The sequence below is a fragment of the Saccharopolyspora erythraea genome (assembly GCF_018141105.1).
GTDB lineage: Bacteria > Actinomycetota > Actinomycetes > Mycobacteriales > Pseudonocardiaceae > Saccharopolyspora_D > Saccharopolyspora_D erythraea_A.
In genome coordinates, this window is sequence record NZ_CP054839.1 from 3,502,552 (window position 1) to 3,518,319 (window position 15,768).

Consider the following 15,768-nt stretch of genomic DNA (forward strand, 5'->3'; position numbering starts at 1 on the left):
CTTGTCTCCGGACGGTCAGGGGGTCCGGGGCGTGAAGCGGGCGCGGAAGCCTTGCGGGAGCAGGAGGTCGTGGAACTTCGGTACACAGGTTTCCGTCGTGGGGCGTACTTCGTGGTTCCGGGTGAGCCAGTGGGCGGTCAGGCACAGCTGGATCATGCCGAGTTGGGTGCCCACGCAGACGCGGGGGCCCGCTCCGAAGGGGATGTAGGTGTGGCGCTTCGGGGTTCTCGCCGGGTCCAGCCAGCGGTCCGGGGTCACCTCGTCCGGGTGGTCCCACCAGCGGGGGTCGCGGTGCATCAGGTAGGGGCTGAACATCACGTGGTCGTCCGGGCGCAGGTGCCACTCGCCGAGGGTCGTCGCGCGGCGGGCCGTGCGGCCGATCAGCCAGGTCGGCGGCCACAGGCGCAGGACTTCCTTGACCACCGCCTCGGTCTGCGGCAGGGCCTGCAGTGGCGGCGGTTCCTCGCCCGTCCAGGCCGCTGCTTCCGAGGCGACGCGGTGGTGCAGGTCGGGCCGGGTCGCCAGCGTCCACACCAGCCAGGTCAGCGCGGTGGCCGGCACCCCGAACGCGGCCAGCATGATGCCGCGGAGCAGGAGCTGCACCTGTTGTTCGGTCAGCTCCGGATCGCGCGCCGCGAGCAGCACGTCCATCAGGTCCTGCGGGTGGTCGGCAGGCGGCTGGGCGCGGCGCCGGTGGATCCGCTCCGTCACCGCGGTCAGCGTGCCCTCGCGAGCCCGCAGGAAGCGGCGGATGTGGCGGGACGGCCACCAGGCCGGGAACAGCTGGGAGCTGCCGCCCAGCGGCTCGATCGCCCGCACGTTCTCGGTGAGGACCTCGGCCATGCCGTCGGCGTCTGCGCCGAGGCAGAAGTCGGCGGTCGCGAGGCCCGCGAACCGCTCCATGACGGGCAGGACGTCCACCGGCTCCCCGCCGGTTTCGGCCAGGGTCTGCTCGAACAGCAGCCGCAGACGGCCGGCGTGGGCCTGGGCGACAGCCCGGTTGAGCCCGTGCCAGCCCTTGCGCCGGGCCGTCATCCACGCCTGGGCGTCCGCCGCGGCGCGTTCGGGGTCGATGCGGGTCGCCAGCGGGACGCTCTCGCTGTGGAAGTCGTCGTTGGTGCGGGTGAGCAGGTCGTGCACCAGGTCGGGGTCGAGCACCACGATCGTGCGCTCGTCGAAGGAGAAGACGTCGCCGTACTCCCGCCGGCAGCGGATGAGGAACGCCATCCGGTCGCGGTCGTAGTCCAGCGTGTTGCCGACCAGCCAGCGACCTTTCGGTCCGGGTGGCCGCGCCGTGCGTGTGCCGAGCATGCCCTGCTCCTCCGCGCGCGGGGCGGCGGTCGGACGACCACCGCCCCCGCGACCGCCTCAGTTCGTGCTGATCCAGTAGGTGTAGAAGCCGCCCATCCGGGTCTTGCCGAAAAGCCGGGCAGTGATGTGCCGGAGGTAGCTCTTCATTCCGTCCTCCTTGATCCGTGCGATTGCTCGACGGTTCAGTCTGACCATTCGAGCCGGGACTTCCAGCGCCCCAACGGTCTAACTTGCGGGCGCGAAATTGAGGCCGCGCAGCTCATTCCAGCTCCGCCTCGGTGTCGAAAAGCATCGCGTCGCTCACCGGGTATTCGGCCATCTACATCGAATGTTCGATCTCGGATTGCCCCGATGACGCGTTTTCGGCGATTGCCCGAACCGGGAGGATGATCGCGGACTGGCGTGCCGGATCGTGGTACACGGTCTGGTCGGCGGCCAGGAGGGTGGTGGCGGTGGCACGTGCTTCTCCGGTGCCCGGGTTGCGCGCGTAGCGGGGGAAGGCGCCGCTGGAGACCTGGACGAGGATACGGTGCCCGCGCTTGAAGCGGTGCGCGGTCGGCCAGAGCCGGACGGTGGCGCAGCGTGGTTCGTCGGCGCCGGTGAGGCTGACGAGGCCGTCGCAGACGTTCCAGGAGCGCCCGGCGGGGTCGACGTCGCAGAGCCGGACGAACACGTCGGCGTGGGGCAGACTGGACCGGAACCAGATCTCGGCGCCGACCTCGCCGATGATCTCGACGTCCTCGTCGAGGGTGGGCGTGGTGTAGGTGAGCACGTCGGGCCGGGCCTGCAGCGCGGTGTTGTCGGCGCGGCCGCTGTCCCGGACCAGGCGCACGCCGCCGACTGCGGGCGTCGGGTCGGCCGGGTCGTAGCGGTACTGGTCCGGCTCGGACTCGGCCGGCGGCTCAGTCGTCAGCACGCCGCCGGAATGCAGGTGGAAGCGCTGCGGTGGGTAGCCGGTGGGCGGCCAGGACTCGAAGTCGCGCCAGGTTTCCTCGCCCATGACATAGAGCCGGACCGGTGCGCGTCGCGGCGGTTGCTCGCCGCGCGCGTGGGCGAGTCCGAACTCGAGTGCCTCGTCGACCGGTGTGCTGGTGAACTCCGCGTGGGTCCAGGGGCCGATGGTCAGCCGTGCCGGGCGCCCTTCGTCCTGCAGAATTCGGAAGTCGCGGAGCTGGCCGGGAAGGAAGATGTCGTACCAGCCGCCGATGGAGCTGACCGGCACGGTCACGTCGGCCACTCGGCCGGTGTGGTCCAGCTCGGCCCAACGCGGGTCGTCCGCGTCGTGGGCGAGGATGTCCTGGACGTACTCGGAGCGCCGGCCGAACGCGGCGATGTCGGCGCGGTTGAGCGGAAGCGTCCACAGCGCCCGCGCCGTCTTCCTCGCCTGGATCGGCTGGCGCAGCATCGCCAGGCGGCGTTGCTGGGTGCCGACCAGCACGCCCCACCCGAAGGGCGTCTCCAGCGACATGCCGTCGGAGCGCAGGAACTCCAGCGTCAGGGCCGACTCCGTCACGATCGGGATGATCGCCTTGACCTGGGGTGGCAACCGGTCGGCGACCGCCCACTGCACGTGTCCCAGGTAGCTCATGCCGTAGAGCACGATCGCCTCGCCGGACCAGGGCTGTCCCACGAGCCAGTCGAGGGTCGCCAGACCGTCCGCGCGCTCCTGCCGCATCGGGTCGAAGGTGCCTCCGGAGCCGAACCCGCCGCGCACGCTCTGGATCAGCACCTGGTAGCCGCGCTCGGCCAGCGGCCGGGCCAGTACCGCGCCGAACGGGCCGCGCCGGCCGTACGGGGTGCGGATCAGTGCGGTCGGCAGGCCCTCACCGCCTGCTCGTGGTGCCCACCGGTCCGCCAGGAGTTCGACCCCGTCGGGCATCGGTACGCGGAGATCCCGCTGGACCACCACGTCCCGCGTCAGCGGCGGGGACAGTTTCAGGCGGTGCTCGATGAGGCGGCTGATCAGGTTCACCGCGGTTCCTCCCCGGTCAAGTGGCTTGTCGTCAGGACGGACATCACGCCCATCAGCCGGTCGGTGAACGCCTCGGGATCAAGCGGGTCGGCGCCGTCGACCACCCAGCTCGTGACGAAGGAACCCGCGCCGCCCGTCAGGAAGGCGGCGAGATCGTCGATGGCCTCCCGGGTGAGCCGGTCTCCGTGCAGCCGCTGGATCGCCTGCCGGTTGATCGGCAGGAGCACCCCGATCAGCCCGCGATCCAGTGCGAACGCGCAGGATCCGGTCAGCAGGGCGCGGTAGAAGGCCCGGTGACCGGCGAAATGCCGGGCCACGGCGAGCGCCTGTTCACGTCCGGCCGCCACCCGCGGGTCGTCCGCGAGGTGCGGCAGCAGCTCCCGCCTGACGAGATCGAGGCCGGCTTCCAGCAGCAGCGCGTCGCGGTCGCCGAAGTGCTGGTACACCACCCTGCGGCTCACGTCCGCGGCCTCGGCGATGTCGGAGAGCGTGACGGCCGCCGTGCCGCGCTCGGTGACCAGCTCGACCGCTGCGCGCATCAGCGCGGCGCGCGAGCGGCGCACCCGGCGATCCCGGGCGGGTTCAGCCACGTTCAGGTCCACGCCGAAATAATGCACAGGTGTAACTAAACGATCAAGTGTTCCTCATCGCGTCAAGAGCCGAGCCCGCTGCGCTGCGTCGCGGCCGCTGGTCACGAAGTCGCGATGTTCCAGATGCGGATGGTGCCGTCTGCGTGGCCGGTCACGGCGACGGGCTCGCCGTTGATCTCGGTTGCTGTCACGGCCGTCGGGCTGTGCTCATCGGGGGCGGTCAGCGCACCGCCGAGCTGTTCGGAACGGGTGAGGTCCCAGACCAGGGGCGGTTCGTCCGCGGCTTCGGTGACGGCGATCGGCCGCTCGCCGGCCAGGGTGATCGCCTGGATGCTGCCGGCATGCCCGGACAGTGGTGCGCCGAGGGGCTCGCCGGTGATCAGGTCCCACATCCTCAGCTCGTTGTCGTCGCCGGCGGTGAGCATTACCGCGCGGCCGGCCAGCTCGGTCACCGCGATGGCGTCGACGTGGGTGCCGGTGGTCCGATGGCCCCCGACGGCCTCGCCGGTGAGCGCGTCCCACACCTCGACGCGGGGGTCGTGCCCGCCGGTGACGGCAACTGGCCGGCCGTCCACCACGGAGGCGGTCATCACGCCGTTGTAGCTACCCCGGATTTCGGCGATGCGTTCGCCGGATGCGAGCGCCGAGACCAGTAGCAGGCCTTCTTCGCTGCTGCTGAGCACCAGCGGCCCGCGCGCGGATGGGACGGTGGTGAGGGCGGTGACGCCGAGGCCGTGCCCGGTGACGGTCTTGCCGATCTTCTCGCCGGTGGTCAGGTCCCAGCAGCGGACCGCGCCGCCCAGGTAGTCCTCGCCGAGCAGGGCGGTCAGGTCGAACCGGCCGCCGCCGGTCACCAGCACCGGACGCCCGTCGAGCCGCGTCGCGGTCAGTTGGTGGAGGACCTCGTAGGCATCCGGCTTGCCTTTCTCGTCCTCGAAATCCTCGTCCTCGTCGTCCCAGATGGTCCCTTCGGCATCGGGAACCGGCTCTTCGGGCGCGGCGTCGTCGAGATCGATGTCGCGGGGGAGGCGTTCACCCGTGGTCAGGTCGCAGGTCCACAGGGAGCCGTCGCCGTGCGTGCCGATCACCGCCGGGGTGCCGTCCAGGACGAGCGGAGCAAGAGTGTGGACGGCGTCGCCCTCCGAGTCGGGAAAGGTGCGCGAGATTCGGTGATCAGACATGTGCAGGAGAGTAGACGCCGATGCCGACGCCGACGTGATCGTCCTCCGAGCGAGGTCCCGTCGGGCGGCTTCGCCGGGCGTCGTTACTGGAACATCGTGTGAGGGCGGCCAGACGGACGTGGCGCGCGTTGTCGGTGCCCTGCGGCAGCATGTCCGCGACAACGGGAACGCGTGGAGCGAGGAGCTGCGATGTCTCGGCGTACGTCTGCGAACCTGCACTTCGTCGAGGCAGGGGATGGGGTTCCGGTGCTGGCTGCACGGGTGGACTCCCGACCACCGTCTGGTGCTGGGCTGCATGGAGCCCGTTTTCGCCGGGCGCCCGGGGTACCGCCGGTTGTACCCCGACCTGCCCGGAATGGGTAAGTCGCAGGCACCGTCGTCCATCGCCGGCGCCGACGATGTGCTCGATGCCGTGCAGGACTTCGTGGACGACACCATCGGCGACGCACCGTTCCTGCTGGTCGGCAACTCCTACGGTGGCTACCTCGCCCGCGCGCTCACCGGGGCCCGGCCCGAGCAGGTGCGCGGGCTGGCGTTGATCTGCCCGGTGGGCACCGAGGTGCTCAACGCCGGGCGCACCGTTCCCGAGTGTCAGGTGCTGCGTCCCGACCCCGAACTCGTCGACTCGCTGGACGGGCGGCTCGCAGTGGAGTTCGAGGCGATGTCGGTGGTGCAGACTCCGGAAACCCTGCGGCGGTTCCGCGACGAGATCATGGTGGGTCTCGATCTCGCCGACACGGAGGCGCTGAGCAGAATCCAGCAGCGCTACCAGCTTTCCGAGGGTCCCGAGAGCGGTGCGCGGTTCGAGCGACCGACCCTGATACTGACCGGTAGGCAGGACGGCATCACGGGCTATTTCGACCAGTTCGCCCTGTTGCCGCACTACCCGCGAGCGAGCTTCGCGGTACTCGACGTGGCCGGGCACAACCTCCAGATCGAGCAGCCGGAACTGTTCGGGGCAATGATGCTGGAGTGGCTCGACCGCGTTGCCGTCGAGTGGTGAACCAACACCGGAGCCGCGCGCCTGGCCTCAGTTGTAGCCACGGACGATATGAGGCTCGTCCTCGTTGGCCGCGTTCGACGGCAGGAGTACGTCTTCGGCGGGTTCCTGATCTTCCGCTGCGGACCGGTTCAACGTCCCGGCGAGCGACATGGTCCTCCTCCTTCCTCCTCGAGCCCCTGGGTTCTTGGCGCTGCCCGAACCCGGCAGGATCGCCGCCGGGTTGGCTGCTGTGACGTACGCTACGGTCCGCGCGGCCCGGGGCGGTTGTTCGATCCGACGAAGAACCGCAGGCGCGGTTGTTCAAGTCGCCGAGGAGGTCGCAGTCGTGGTCCTCGACGGGTTCGTCGTTGAGGACCACGAAACGCGGGCGGGGCGCCTCAGAGCCGCCTCCTCTGGCTCCGCTCAGTGCAGTGGGGAGAACGCGGTGGGAATGGCGATGGTGGAGGTCGCGTGGGCGATGTTCTCCGGGCCGTTCTCGGGTGGCCAGATCCCGCTTTCGTAGGACGCCCGGCGGATGGCCAGCCGCTCGTCGAGGCTGGGGAACGGCCAGATGTGCGTGATGCGGGGGACGCCGTCCAGTCCGTACATCGCCGTGGTGAGCGGAAACAGCTTGGTGCGTTCGGGGAGCGCGGCCTCCCAGCCGGCCATGGTGGGTAGCAGTCCGCCGACCTTGAGCTCGTAGGTCCGGAACTCGTAGACGTCGCCGTAGCGTCCGACCTGGACGGGAGGGACGAAGGGAAACGGGGCATAGCTCTCGACGGTGAATGACTCCAGGTACTCGCCGACCCCGAACGGATCGGAACTGGTGAGGACCCGCTGCCGTTCCTCGGCGAGTGTCTCGGCGTCCTCGAATTCCCGGAGCAGGAGCACCCGGCCGACGATGACGCCGTGCTCCGTTTCCCAGCAGCCGAGCAGTTTTCCGCGCGCCAGTGCGCCCGTGGTGTAGTCCTCGAGGGCGGAAAGCGCTTTGGGCACCGTGTAGAGCTTCAGCGCGAGCTGGGTGAGTTCGTACAGCACTGCAAGACCTCCATAAGCATGCGAATCAATTGCAATCATGGGCGACGACGTCTGCCGCGGGCCCTTCACCCGGGATGAGGCGTGGTCTCGGTCGCGGCGGTGTGGCCCGCCGCGCGGCCGAACACCGCTGCCCGCATGAGGGCGGCACCGCCGGGGTAGTCGCCGTAGAACAGCCCGCCGGTGGCCTCGCCCGCCGCGTACAGGGCGGGCACGGGCATGCCGTCGGCGCCGAGTGCCCGCCCGTCGGGATCGATTCGCACGCCGCAGAACGTGAACGTCAGCCCGGCGACCGTGTGGTAAGCGACGAACGGCGGCCGTTCCAGCGGTGTGGCCCAGTGGGACTTGCCGCGCAGCTTGGCGTTCTCCCACTCGGGCCCCAGATGACGGTGCCGCAGCTCGCGGCTGGCCTGGAATCCGCCGCTGGCGATCGCCACCGCGTCGGCGGGCACCGTGCTGTGACCGGACACAACGCCCGTGACGCGCGCGTTGTCGCGAACCACGTCGGTGAGTGGCGTGGACCAGCGGATCTCGACGCCGATCCGTTCGGCGTGGCGCAGCAGCGGTTTGATCACCTCGAACCCGCGCGACATGCCTTCTCCCGTGCTGGTCAGGATCTGCCCGGGCGGGATGCGCAGGGCCCCGTCGCGTACGTGTGCGCCGACAGAGCGGTTGAAGGTGAAGCGCACGCCGTTCGATGCGAGCCACCGCATGGTGTCCAGCGACCGTTCCGCGAGCGCTTCCACTAGTCGCGGGTCGGCGCGGTCGTCGCTCATCGCCATCAGCTCGGCCGCGTAGGCCGCGCCGGTGTACGCCGGTGCTTCGATCCGCTCCGCCCGCATGCCGGGTTCGAAGTCCTGGGTGATCGACGTGAGGTCGTCCGGTCCGTCGTACCGGAACAGGAACAACCCGCCCGAGAAGGCGGCGTTGCCGCCCACGTCCTCGCGGCTGCCCTTCTCCAGCAGCACGACGTCCGCCCCGGCCTCGCGGGCGGAGATCGCCGCGGCGAGCCCGGTCGACCCGCTCCGGCGGCGACGACTTTCGGTGCTGGTCCTCGGTGGTGCGGCCTGGCTCCGTCGCTGATCGTGGTTTCCGGCATGGGTCAGCTCCTGGGCTCTGTCACCAGTTGAAGGCGAGTGGTCGGGTGGTCCGTCCGTTCCGGGGCACGGGGCCCGTGTGCCGGACGAAGCCCTTGCACGGGGCGCCGGCTTCGGTGGCCAGCCAGTTCGCGGCGCCGATCAGGCGCGGCAGGTCGACTCCGACGACGTCCAACGTCGTGGTGCGCGCGCCCGCGTCGGCGATTCCGACGCTGTCCGGGCACCGGTCGTCCGGGGCGCGGCTACCGCGGAGCAGCCGGAGCGACGGGGACGGTTCGATCGCGAGGTCATCGGTGTGGTCACGCATGGGCGGCCTTCCGCAGTGCGGCGATCACCGGCTCGGACACGTCGATCGTGCCGCGCCGCAAGGCCTCGGCCCGGCATGCCGCGGAACGGTCGAACGGCACCCGCACACCCGAACCGCCCTCCACCGGCCTGGTCGCCCGGATCGACTCGGTGAACGTGGTGACGCGCCGCCGGTAGTCGTCGGCGTCGGTGAGAGCCGCCGGATCGAGTAGCAGCACGAAGAACCCGCAGTCGGAGATGCCCGGTGGGTCGGCGGCAGCGCCGCTCAGCATCCCGAGCAACTGCACGACCACGGCCAGTCCGGAGCCCTTGTGCCCGCCCCACACGCCGAACGCGCCTTGCAGCGCGGCGGCGGGGTCGAGCGTCGAGTTCCCGGTGGCGTCGTAGGCCTGGCCTGGTTGCAGCTTCTCGCCGAGCCGCGCCTTGAGCACCACTTCGCCGTACATCACCGTGGACGTGCCGATGTCCCAGATGACCGGCGTCGGCGTGGCGGGGAAGCCGAACGCGATCGGGTTGGTGCCGAACCGTCCTTCGGTACCGCCGTGCGGTGCGACCACCGCGGGCCCGCTGCCCGCGATCATCCCGGCGAACCCGGCGGCCGTGGCCTTCTCCAGGTAGTAGGAGAACATGCCGGTGTACCAGGTGTTGCGGGCGGCGACGGCGGCCATCCCGTGCGCGCGGGCCTTCGCCACCGCCAGCTCCAGCGCGCGCATGCCGACGAGGTAGCCGACCTGGTCGCCACCGTCCAGGGTCGCCGACACCGGTGTCTCGGCGGTGACCCGCATCGGCTGCGGCGCCTCAGCAGTGGTGCGCACACGTTCCACGATGGACACGGCGCGGGCGAGACCGCCGAACGGCAGCCCGCGCAGTTCGCAGTCGATCAGGTGGTCCGCGATCAGATCGGCCTCGGCCGGGCCGTGGCCGGCCCCGGCCATCGCGGCCGTGACGAGGGCGCGGGCTTCGGACAGCGTCAGCGTGTTCATGAACCGGCCTCCGCGGGAACGGGCGTCGTGGGCGACGAGGTCGTGAGGGGTCCGCGGACGGCGTGGTCGCAGGTCTCGGCCATGTTGCCGATGGCGGTGGCGCGGGTCGTGCGTCTCGCTTCGCCCGGTGTGGTCATGGCATACCTCTCCGTCGAGGTGCGGCCGCGGCTCAGGCGGCCGCGAGGCGGTGGTACCGGCTGCGGAAGAACAGCAGCGGGTCCGCCGTGGTGTCGGCGGCCAGGTCGTCGACGCGGCCGATGACGAGGTGGTGGTCGCCGGCGTCGTGCACGGCCTCGATCGTGCAGCCGATCCAGGCCACGATTCCGTCCAGCACGGGATCGCCGTGCGGTCCGGGGTGCCAGCTCACCTCGGCGAAGTTGTCTCCGCCGGACGACGCCAGCGCCCGGCACACGTCTTCCTGCCCGGAGGCGAGGACGTTGGCGCAGAACGTGCCGCTGCGGGCGATGGCCGGGAACGTCGTCGACGACTTGCCGGGCAGGAACCCCACCAGGGGCGGTTCCAGTGAGACCGACGTGAACGAGGAGACGGCCATGCCCACCGGCCCGCCGTTCAGGTCGTGCCCGGTGATCGCCACGACACCGCTGGGGAAGTGCCCCAGTACGGAGCGGAACGGGGAATAAGCATGCTGACACATTATAAGCGTGCGGACATTGATGCAAGCATGCTGACTGTCCCACTACGCTGCAGGCGTGACAGGTGAACTGCCCTATGTGGATCCGTTCGACGACGGTCGCTCGCCTTCGGTCGCGGCGACGGACATGGACGAGGCGTCCTCGCTGATCGATGCCGTGTTCCGGTTCGAGCGCGCGGTTTCGAGGATCGGCAACGCGCGGCTGCGGCCGTGGAACATGACGCTGTCCAGCTACACGGCGCTGCGAATCCTCGCCAACCGGCCGCATCTCACGCTCGCCCAGCTGTCCAGGCGGTGCTACGCCCGGCCGCAGACGATGACGCGCATCGTGACCCAGTTGGAGACCCGCGGTTTCGTCGCCCGCGGTGCGCATCCGGAGAGCGAGCGGGCGCTCTCGCTCGAGGTCACCGAGGCCGGTCTCGCCGCGCTCGACGAGATGGGCGCGGCGGTGCTCAAGATCAGCGACACGCTCAACGCGGTGCTGGGGCGGGACGGGATCGTGGCCGCGGACCGCCAGCTGCGGGAGGCCGCGCTTGTGGTGGAGGGCGAACTGCGGGAGGCGGAGCGCCCAGGAAAGTAAGCATGCGGATGTTACACCGTGACCGTGGACGCGAAAGCCGGTGTGACCACCGGGATCAGTGCCGCCGATCGCGCCCGAACGCTGCGGCTGCTCGCCGATCCGTCGGCCGCGGCCGCGCACTTCGTCCGCCCCGGGCACGTCCTGCCGCTGCGCGCGCGAGCCGGCCTCGTGCTGGAGCGGTCGGGGCACACCGAGGCGTCGGTCGACCTGTGCCGGCTCGCGGGTCTGCCGCCGGTCGCGGTCATCGCGGAACTGGTCGACGACGACGGGTCGATGCTGCGAGGCCCCGGCGTCGACGAGCTCGCTCGCCGGTTCGACCGGAGGCCGGTCAGGAAACCTCACGGCCCTCGAAAAGATGGCCCATGCGGTGCTGTTTGGTGGCCAGGTAGCCGAGATTCGCGGGCGCGGCGCCGACCGTGAGCGGGAGCCGCAGCACGACGGAAACCCCACCGGCTTCCAGGTCCCGGATCTTGTCGGGGTTGTTGGTCAGCAGCCGGACGCGAGTGGCGTCGAGGTCGCGCAGGATGGCGGCGGCGGCTCCGTAATCCCGGGCGTCGCCAGGTTGACCGATGCCGAGGTTCGCGTCCACGGTGTCCAGACCAGCGTCCTGCAGTTCATAGGCCGCCAGCTTCTTCCGGAGCCCGATGGCCCGGCCCTCGTGCCCCCGCAGGTACACCAGCACGCCGCCGTCCCGGCCGATCCGCTCGAGCGCGGCGTCGAGCTGCGGGCCGCAGTCGCAGCGCAGGGAGCCGAGCGACTCACCGGTGAGGCACTCGGAGTGCACGCGCACGGTCACCTCGCCGTGCGGCTCACCGCGGACCAGCACGAGGTGGTCGGCGCCGGTGTGCAGGTCGAGGTAGCCCAGCGCGCGGAGGCGACCGTGCCGGGTCGGCAGCTCGGTCTCCGCGGTCCGCACCACACGGGGCTCCTCGACGGCCGGCAGTGGGTGCCGCCGCCGGTAGGAGACCAGCTCCGCGATGGTCAACGTCGGCTCAGCGTCGCCGACGGTGCGCAGCATCCGCGCATGGCTGCCCGCGCACCGCCTGGCATCCCATCTGAGGTCGGCGCGGATCGTCCGACGCAGTCGACCTCTATTGCCGGAGAACACTCAGTGGTTGGCTGTGGGAAGGACACGATCGACCGGAAGGACCCACGGTGCGGATCTACGCGGAACGCCAACTGCGGGCGGCGCGCCAGGTGGTGTTCGACCTGCTCGCCATCGCCTGGATCGCGGGCGGCATCTGGTGGGCTTCCGCCCTGCGCGACTCGGTTCTGGAGCTGGGCGCACCGGGTCGGAAGCTGATCGACGCCGGGGCGAACCTGGAGCGCACGTTCGGGCAAGCATCGACCAGCGCCGGCGAGGTGCCCTTCGTCGGCGCCGAGCTGGCTGGAGCGCTCAACCTCGGCAGGGACGCGGGCAAGGTCGTGACGGAAGCCGGGCAGAACCAGATCGACGCGGTGGCCTGGGCCGCGAGCGCCACGGCGGCAGTGGTGATCGCGGTCGCCCTGCTCGTCGCGTTGCGATGCTGGTTGCTGCCACGAGTGCGTTACGCGCGGGCGGCGACCGCGGCCGTGAACATGCGTGCCACCGCCCCGGACCTGCTCGCGTTACGTGCCTTGGCCGAGTTGCCGCCCTCCCGCTTGATGGGGGTCAGCGCCGATCCCGCCGCGGCCTGGCGCGACAACGACCGGGAGATCATCGAGCAGCTGGCGTCGTTGCGCCTTGGTGACCTGGGTCTGCGCCCGATCACCTCCGGACGTCGCCTTCGCACTGGAGCGGCGTAGGACGCGCCAGTCGCGTGGGTTCGGCCGATGCCGATCTCCATGGTCGGCCGGCAGCGCGTCAGCCCCTGGAGGGGGACTTCTCGCGGAAGACCCACCAGCGGGACGCGCTGTAGGTGAACGCCGCGACGCAGGCCCCCGCGAGCAGTCTGGCCAGGCGGAAGTCCACGCCCAGCGTCGAGAGCCCCGTGGTGACGCCGACGGTGAGCCCGTAGTCGACGACGATCACCACCGCGTAGCGGACGGCCTGGCCCGCGACCGGCGCGTGTGACCGGAAGTTGAGCGTGCGGTTGAGGATGAAGTTCAACGCGAAGGCGAGCAGGTAGGCGACGGTCACCGCGACGGGCAGCGGCAGGGCGGTCCAGGCTCGCAGCGACGCCAGGATCGCGAGATCGACGAGGAAGGTGAACCACCCCAGGATCGCGAAGCCGACGAGCTCGCGGGGAAGAAACCGCCGAAGCGGGCGGGGGAGCCGGTCCAGGAGCCGGGTGAGCACGTCGCCGGCTCGCTCAACCGCGGGGACTCTGGTCGTGGTGTTCTCGTCGATACTCACTCAACACGCCAAACTCATGCTGGCAGGCGACGGCGGCCCGCTGCCGCGAGCGCCGTCGTGATCTCGTCGCGCATCCTAATGGGGTGCGCGAGGCGCTTCCGGCGCGGACCGCGGCCGTGGAACCACTGGCCCCCAGTGCTGATCCGGCTGCATAAGGCCAGGTCAGCGCGATCGGTCCGGGCTGGCGGAATCCGGATGGGATGCCCCGCCCCGCCCCGCGACGGCAAGAGGTAGCGGAAACGAGAACCGGTGTTGGAAGAAACGTCGCGGAGAGTTCACCGCTTCAGGAATGCCGCGCGGGAGACGAGGCGCGGCACTGCATCCCTCCATGCGCCGTCACCCGCTCGGCGCAGCGTGACTTGTGCTCGCTGGAGAGTTCCGGGACGCCGTCAGCGCCCGCCGGGCAGGAAGCGGGCGCGTGCCAGGGCAACCGTGCGGGCGTGGCCCCATACCGCCCGCAGCAGGTGGCGCGCCATGCCCGCGTTCTGAACGGAGCGATTCACAGCTCACGCCTCCTCGTCGTCGCCGGAGCCGGGGCGGGGTTGCGGCACCCAGGCCCCAGCCGCCTCCAGCCGCGTCAGGCCGGCGGCCACTGACGGGGCGTAGGTGAACCGGTCGGCGACCTCGATCAGCCCGAGGAGGCGATCCACCGCGGGACTGGTGACGATCACCAGCGCCACGCCCTGGATCCGGGCGCGGCAGTCGGCCTCCAGCAGCGCCACCGCACCGGCGGTCGTCATGAACGACACCGCCGAGAGGTCCAGCACCACCAGCCGTTCGGATTCGTGCAGGAGCTGGCGCATCAGCTCGGCGAAGTCCGCCTCCCCGACACCGTCCAGCGCGCCATCGGCACGCAGCACCAACGCGCCTCCGGCAATCCGCCTGCACCGCAGCCGCACCGGCCGGTGCGGCCCCGACTGCGGCGGTCGCGGTGCCGGAACGGCACTCCCGGACTGCCGCTCGTCGGAAGAGCGCGAGGACCCAATCAGGTTCTCGTTCGCAGACGCACGTGAAGGCCCAGTCGTCATGAATCACTCAATTCGAGTCGCTCATCGGACCACGCAGGGGCGGGACCGTCTTGATCCAGCGGAAGCCCCACCGGGTTCGCACGGTTCTGGAACAACCGCGTGCACCCGCCCCGTGAGGCGATGGCTGTGCGCTCAACCAGCTGCAACCCACGATAACCGCAGCGCGTGCACGACCGTCCACCCAGCGCAACGGTGTCCTCACTCACAGTCGCGCCAGGTCGGTCCGACCGTCGAGAAAGCCAGGGCAGGCAGCGTCGGAGCACTCGTGCACGAGGCTGATGCCCGGCCGCGACTCGTTTGCCGAGCGCCTACAGCCAGCGGCGAAGCAACCGGGTCACGGTCGGCATGACCACGTAGGTCATCAACGTCAGCAACACGAGCGGGAACAGCCCGGCTTTGGCGGCAAGAACCAGGTTTCCAGGCCCGTCCTCTGCCGCACTCTCACGCATGCCTGCGGCACCCTCCTCGGTCGGCGCGGTCGTACCTGCTCGGCCCGCTCGACGCCTCCAGCCGCCGGAACCGCGGTCCGACGGCCCGGAAGGTCATTGGACGCATCCTCGCCGGGCAGCGGTGTGTCAGCGCTGGTACAGGCCGACGATGTCGCCGCGTGCGAGTTCGTGCCCGGCAAGGGCGTCGCGCAGGTCGTCAGCCGTCGCATCCGCACCAAGCCGGAGGGGCTGCTCGGCGGCGAAGACCCGGAAGAAGTAGCGGTGGGGTTCGTCCCCGGCCGGCGGCTGGGGCCCGTCCCACCCGCTGTTGCCGAAATCGTTTCGGGATTCGACCGCTTCGTCCGGGACGTCGCCATTGCCGATGCCGGTCACCGTGGGCGGGATGTTGGAGACCATCCAGTGCACGAAAGTGCCGTTCGGTGCGTCGGGGTCTTCGCAGAGCACGGCCAGCTCCGCGGTGCCGTCGGGGGCCGGGGACCACTCGAGGGCCGGAGCGATGTTGCCCCCGTCCCGGCTGCAGCGGTGTGGAAGCATCGCGTGGTCGTTGAAGGCACTGCTGCTCAGCCGGAGGTCGCCGCCTTCGCTGTCGCGCTCGTGTCCCTGCCCGCCGGCTGGTCCACGGGGGCGTTCCCCGCGCGGGCCTCCCGCGCGGTCGTCATCAGGGCGCTGCGCGGGGTGTGTGTGCTGGAGGTCTTCGGCGGCGGCTTCATCGGCTCGCTGGTCGGGCACGCCTGCGTCTTCGGGTTCGACGCGGCGCCTGGTGCGCTTGACGTCGTACTTGTGGCTGCCAGGCTGGGGCATGGCTCACCTCCCGCGTCGGGGCGTGTGGCTCTGGGGTGCCCAGATGCGCGGACCCCGTAACAGCGCCCGCGAGCGTGGGGAGCCCTTGCCGATGGTCAGCTCGGTATGCGCCGCCGCAGAACTCGCGCGACCTCGACGGCCGCCGGGTCGACTCTCTCCTGCCGCGCCGCGGAGCGCAGCCATTCGGCGAGAGGAGCCGCCAGCTGTGGCGACAGCGCCGCGATCCAGCGGGCGCTGCGCGTGCGGGCTTCGGCGATGTGTTCGGTCGTGCCGTCGTCGTGGTGGGTGATGACCTCCGGGCGCGTTGCCAGCAGCCCGGTGAGCCGCCACTCGCCGCCGGTCGACGCCGCGGCCAGTCGTTCCAGCGCATGGGCGGCCGCGAGCAGTTCATCAGAAGCCACGCCGGCATTGTCGCTCATCGGTCAGGTCTGGACCACGGGCGTGCAAGCTCGGTGGCGAGCCGCGC

General features: G+C 70.7%; 20 protein-coding genes and 1 pseudogene. 4 read left to right on the plus strand and 17 right to left on the minus strand.

What is annotated here, in order from left to right; translation table 11 throughout:
• Positions 1 to 15: 15 nt before the first annotated feature.
• The 4 genes from HUO13_RS15995 to HUO13_RS16010 form a co-directional block, all read right to left on the minus strand.
• Positions 16 to 1,311 carry a cytochrome P450 gene (locus HUO13_RS15995; protein ID WP_211902124.1) on the minus strand — a complete coding sequence of 432 codons (1,296 nt, stop codon included), beginning with the start codon at positions 1,309 to 1,311 and terminating at the stop codon, positions 16 to 18.
• Between the two features lie 319 nt (positions 1,312 to 1,630).
• Entirely contained in the window at positions 1,631 to 3,283 is a 1,653-nt protein-coding gene (locus HUO13_RS16000) for a CocE/NonD family hydrolase (protein ID WP_211902125.1), read from the minus strand.
• The gene (locus HUO13_RS16005) at positions 3,280 to 3,885 is read right to left on the minus strand and encodes a TetR/AcrR family transcriptional regulator (RefSeq protein WP_249124882.1); all 606 of its coding nucleotides are present in this window, start codon (positions 3,883 to 3,885) and stop codon (positions 3,280 to 3,282) included. Before HUO13_RS16005 ends, HUO13_RS16000 begins: the two co-directional genes overlap by 4 nt.
• Before the next feature lie 89 nt (positions 3,886 to 3,974).
• A complete protein-coding gene (locus HUO13_RS16010; protein ID WP_211902127.1) occupies positions 3,975 to 5,054 on the minus strand; it encodes a WD40 repeat domain-containing protein in 1,080 nt (359 codons plus the stop codon).
• Between the two features lie 295 nt (positions 5,055 to 5,349).
• On the opposite strand from HUO13_RS16010, the gene HUO13_RS16015 reads away from it, so the two are divergent.
• Complete coding sequence (locus tag HUO13_RS16015; protein WP_249124884.1) at positions 5,350 to 6,057, plus strand: alpha/beta fold hydrolase; 708 nt, start codon at positions 5,350 to 5,352, stop codon at positions 6,055 to 6,057.
• Between the two features lie 27 nt (positions 6,058 to 6,084).
• Here the strand turns inward: HUO13_RS16015 and HUO13_RS38095 are convergent, their stop codons facing one another.
• From HUO13_RS38095 to HUO13_RS16045, 7 genes are all read right to left on the minus strand, one after another.
• A complete protein-coding gene (locus HUO13_RS38095; protein WP_282976659.1) occupies positions 6,085 to 6,207 on the minus strand; it encodes a hypothetical protein in 123 nt (40 codons plus the stop codon).
• Between the two features lie 252 nt (positions 6,208 to 6,459).
• The gene (locus HUO13_RS16020; RefSeq protein ID WP_211902128.1) at positions 6,460 to 7,074 is read right to left on the minus strand and encodes an NIPSNAP family protein; all 615 of its coding nucleotides are present in this window, start codon (positions 7,072 to 7,074) and stop codon (positions 6,460 to 6,462) included.
• Between the two features lie 65 nt (positions 7,075 to 7,139).
• Positions 7,140 to 8,039 carry an FAD-binding protein gene (locus tag HUO13_RS16025; protein WP_249124886.1) on the minus strand — a complete coding sequence of 300 codons (900 nt, stop codon included), beginning with the start codon at positions 8,037 to 8,039 and terminating at the stop codon, positions 7,140 to 7,142.
• Positions 8,040 to 8,190: 151 nt separating this feature from the next.
• The gene (locus HUO13_RS16030) at positions 8,191 to 8,475 is read right to left on the minus strand and encodes a hypothetical protein (RefSeq protein ID WP_211902129.1); all 285 of its coding nucleotides are present in this window, start codon (positions 8,473 to 8,475) and stop codon (positions 8,191 to 8,193) included.
• Entirely contained in the window at positions 8,468 to 9,457 is a 990-nt protein-coding gene (locus HUO13_RS16035) for an Ldh family oxidoreductase (RefSeq protein WP_211902130.1), read from the minus strand. The genes HUO13_RS16030 and HUO13_RS16035 overlap by 8 nt, the downstream gene beginning before the upstream one ends.
• The gene (locus tag HUO13_RS16040) at positions 9,454 to 9,594 is read right to left on the minus strand and encodes a hypothetical protein (protein ID WP_211902131.1); all 141 of its coding nucleotides are present in this window, start codon (positions 9,592 to 9,594) and stop codon (positions 9,454 to 9,456) included. The genes HUO13_RS16035 and HUO13_RS16040 overlap by 4 nt, the downstream gene beginning before the upstream one ends.
• Before the next feature lie 32 nt (positions 9,595 to 9,626).
• Entirely contained in the window at positions 9,627 to 10,112 is a 486-nt protein-coding gene (locus HUO13_RS16045) for a flavin reductase family protein (RefSeq protein ID WP_211902132.1), read from the minus strand.
• A 55-nt stretch (positions 10,113 to 10,167) separates the two neighbouring features.
• On the opposite strand from HUO13_RS16045, the gene HUO13_RS16050 reads away from it, so the two are divergent.
• Both HUO13_RS16050 and HUO13_RS16055 read left to right on the plus strand, forming a co-directional pair.
• Positions 10,168 to 10,689, plus strand: a complete 522-nt coding sequence (locus HUO13_RS16050) for a MarR family winged helix-turn-helix transcriptional regulator (protein ID WP_211902133.1) — start codon at positions 10,168 to 10,170, stop codon at positions 10,687 to 10,689.
• Between the two features lie 12 nt (positions 10,690 to 10,701).
• A pseudogene (locus HUO13_RS16055) lies at positions 10,702 to 10,992 on the plus strand (3,4-dihydroxy-2-butanone-4-phosphate synthase); the annotation flags it as partial.
• Between the two features lie 25 nt (positions 10,993 to 11,017).
• Here HUO13_RS16055 and ribA read toward each other — a convergent pair.
• The gene (gene ribA / locus HUO13_RS16060) at positions 11,018 to 11,707 is read right to left on the minus strand and encodes a GTP cyclohydrolase II (protein ID WP_249124889.1); all 690 of its coding nucleotides are present in this window, start codon (positions 11,705 to 11,707) and stop codon (positions 11,018 to 11,020) included.
• Between the two features lie 137 nt (positions 11,708 to 11,844).
• Between ribA and HUO13_RS16065 the strand changes: the two genes are divergently transcribed.
• A complete protein-coding gene (locus HUO13_RS16065; RefSeq protein ID WP_211902134.1) occupies positions 11,845 to 12,474 on the plus strand; it encodes a hypothetical protein in 630 nt (209 codons plus the stop codon).
• 58 nt (positions 12,475 to 12,532) lie between these two features.
• Here HUO13_RS16065 and HUO13_RS16070 read toward each other — a convergent pair whose 3' ends face one another.
• From HUO13_RS16070 to HUO13_RS16090, 5 genes are all read right to left on the minus strand, one after another.
• Complete coding sequence (locus HUO13_RS16070; protein ID WP_211902135.1) at positions 12,533 to 13,024, minus strand: GtrA family protein; 492 nt, start codon at positions 13,022 to 13,024, stop codon at positions 12,533 to 12,535.
• Between the two features lie 506 nt (positions 13,025 to 13,530).
• Positions 13,531 to 13,923, minus strand: coding sequence for an STAS domain-containing protein (locus HUO13_RS16075; RefSeq protein ID WP_349253375.1), 393 nt, complete (start codon positions 13,921 to 13,923; stop codon positions 13,531 to 13,533).
• Positions 13,924 to 14,360: 437 nt separating this feature from the next.
• Positions 14,361 to 14,501, minus strand: coding sequence for a hypothetical protein (locus HUO13_RS16080; protein ID WP_211903429.1), 141 nt, complete (start codon positions 14,499 to 14,501; stop codon positions 14,361 to 14,363).
• A gap of 126 nt (positions 14,502 to 14,627) precedes the next feature.
• The gene (locus HUO13_RS37460) at positions 14,628 to 15,302 is read right to left on the minus strand and encodes a YbhB/YbcL family Raf kinase inhibitor-like protein (RefSeq protein WP_249124893.1); all 675 of its coding nucleotides are present in this window, start codon (positions 15,300 to 15,302) and stop codon (positions 14,628 to 14,630) included.
• A 95-nt stretch (positions 15,303 to 15,397) separates the two neighbouring features.
• The gene (locus tag HUO13_RS16090; protein WP_249124896.1) at positions 15,398 to 15,703 is read right to left on the minus strand and encodes a hypothetical protein; all 306 of its coding nucleotides are present in this window, start codon (positions 15,701 to 15,703) and stop codon (positions 15,398 to 15,400) included.
• Positions 15,704 to 15,768: the final 65 nt, after the last annotated feature.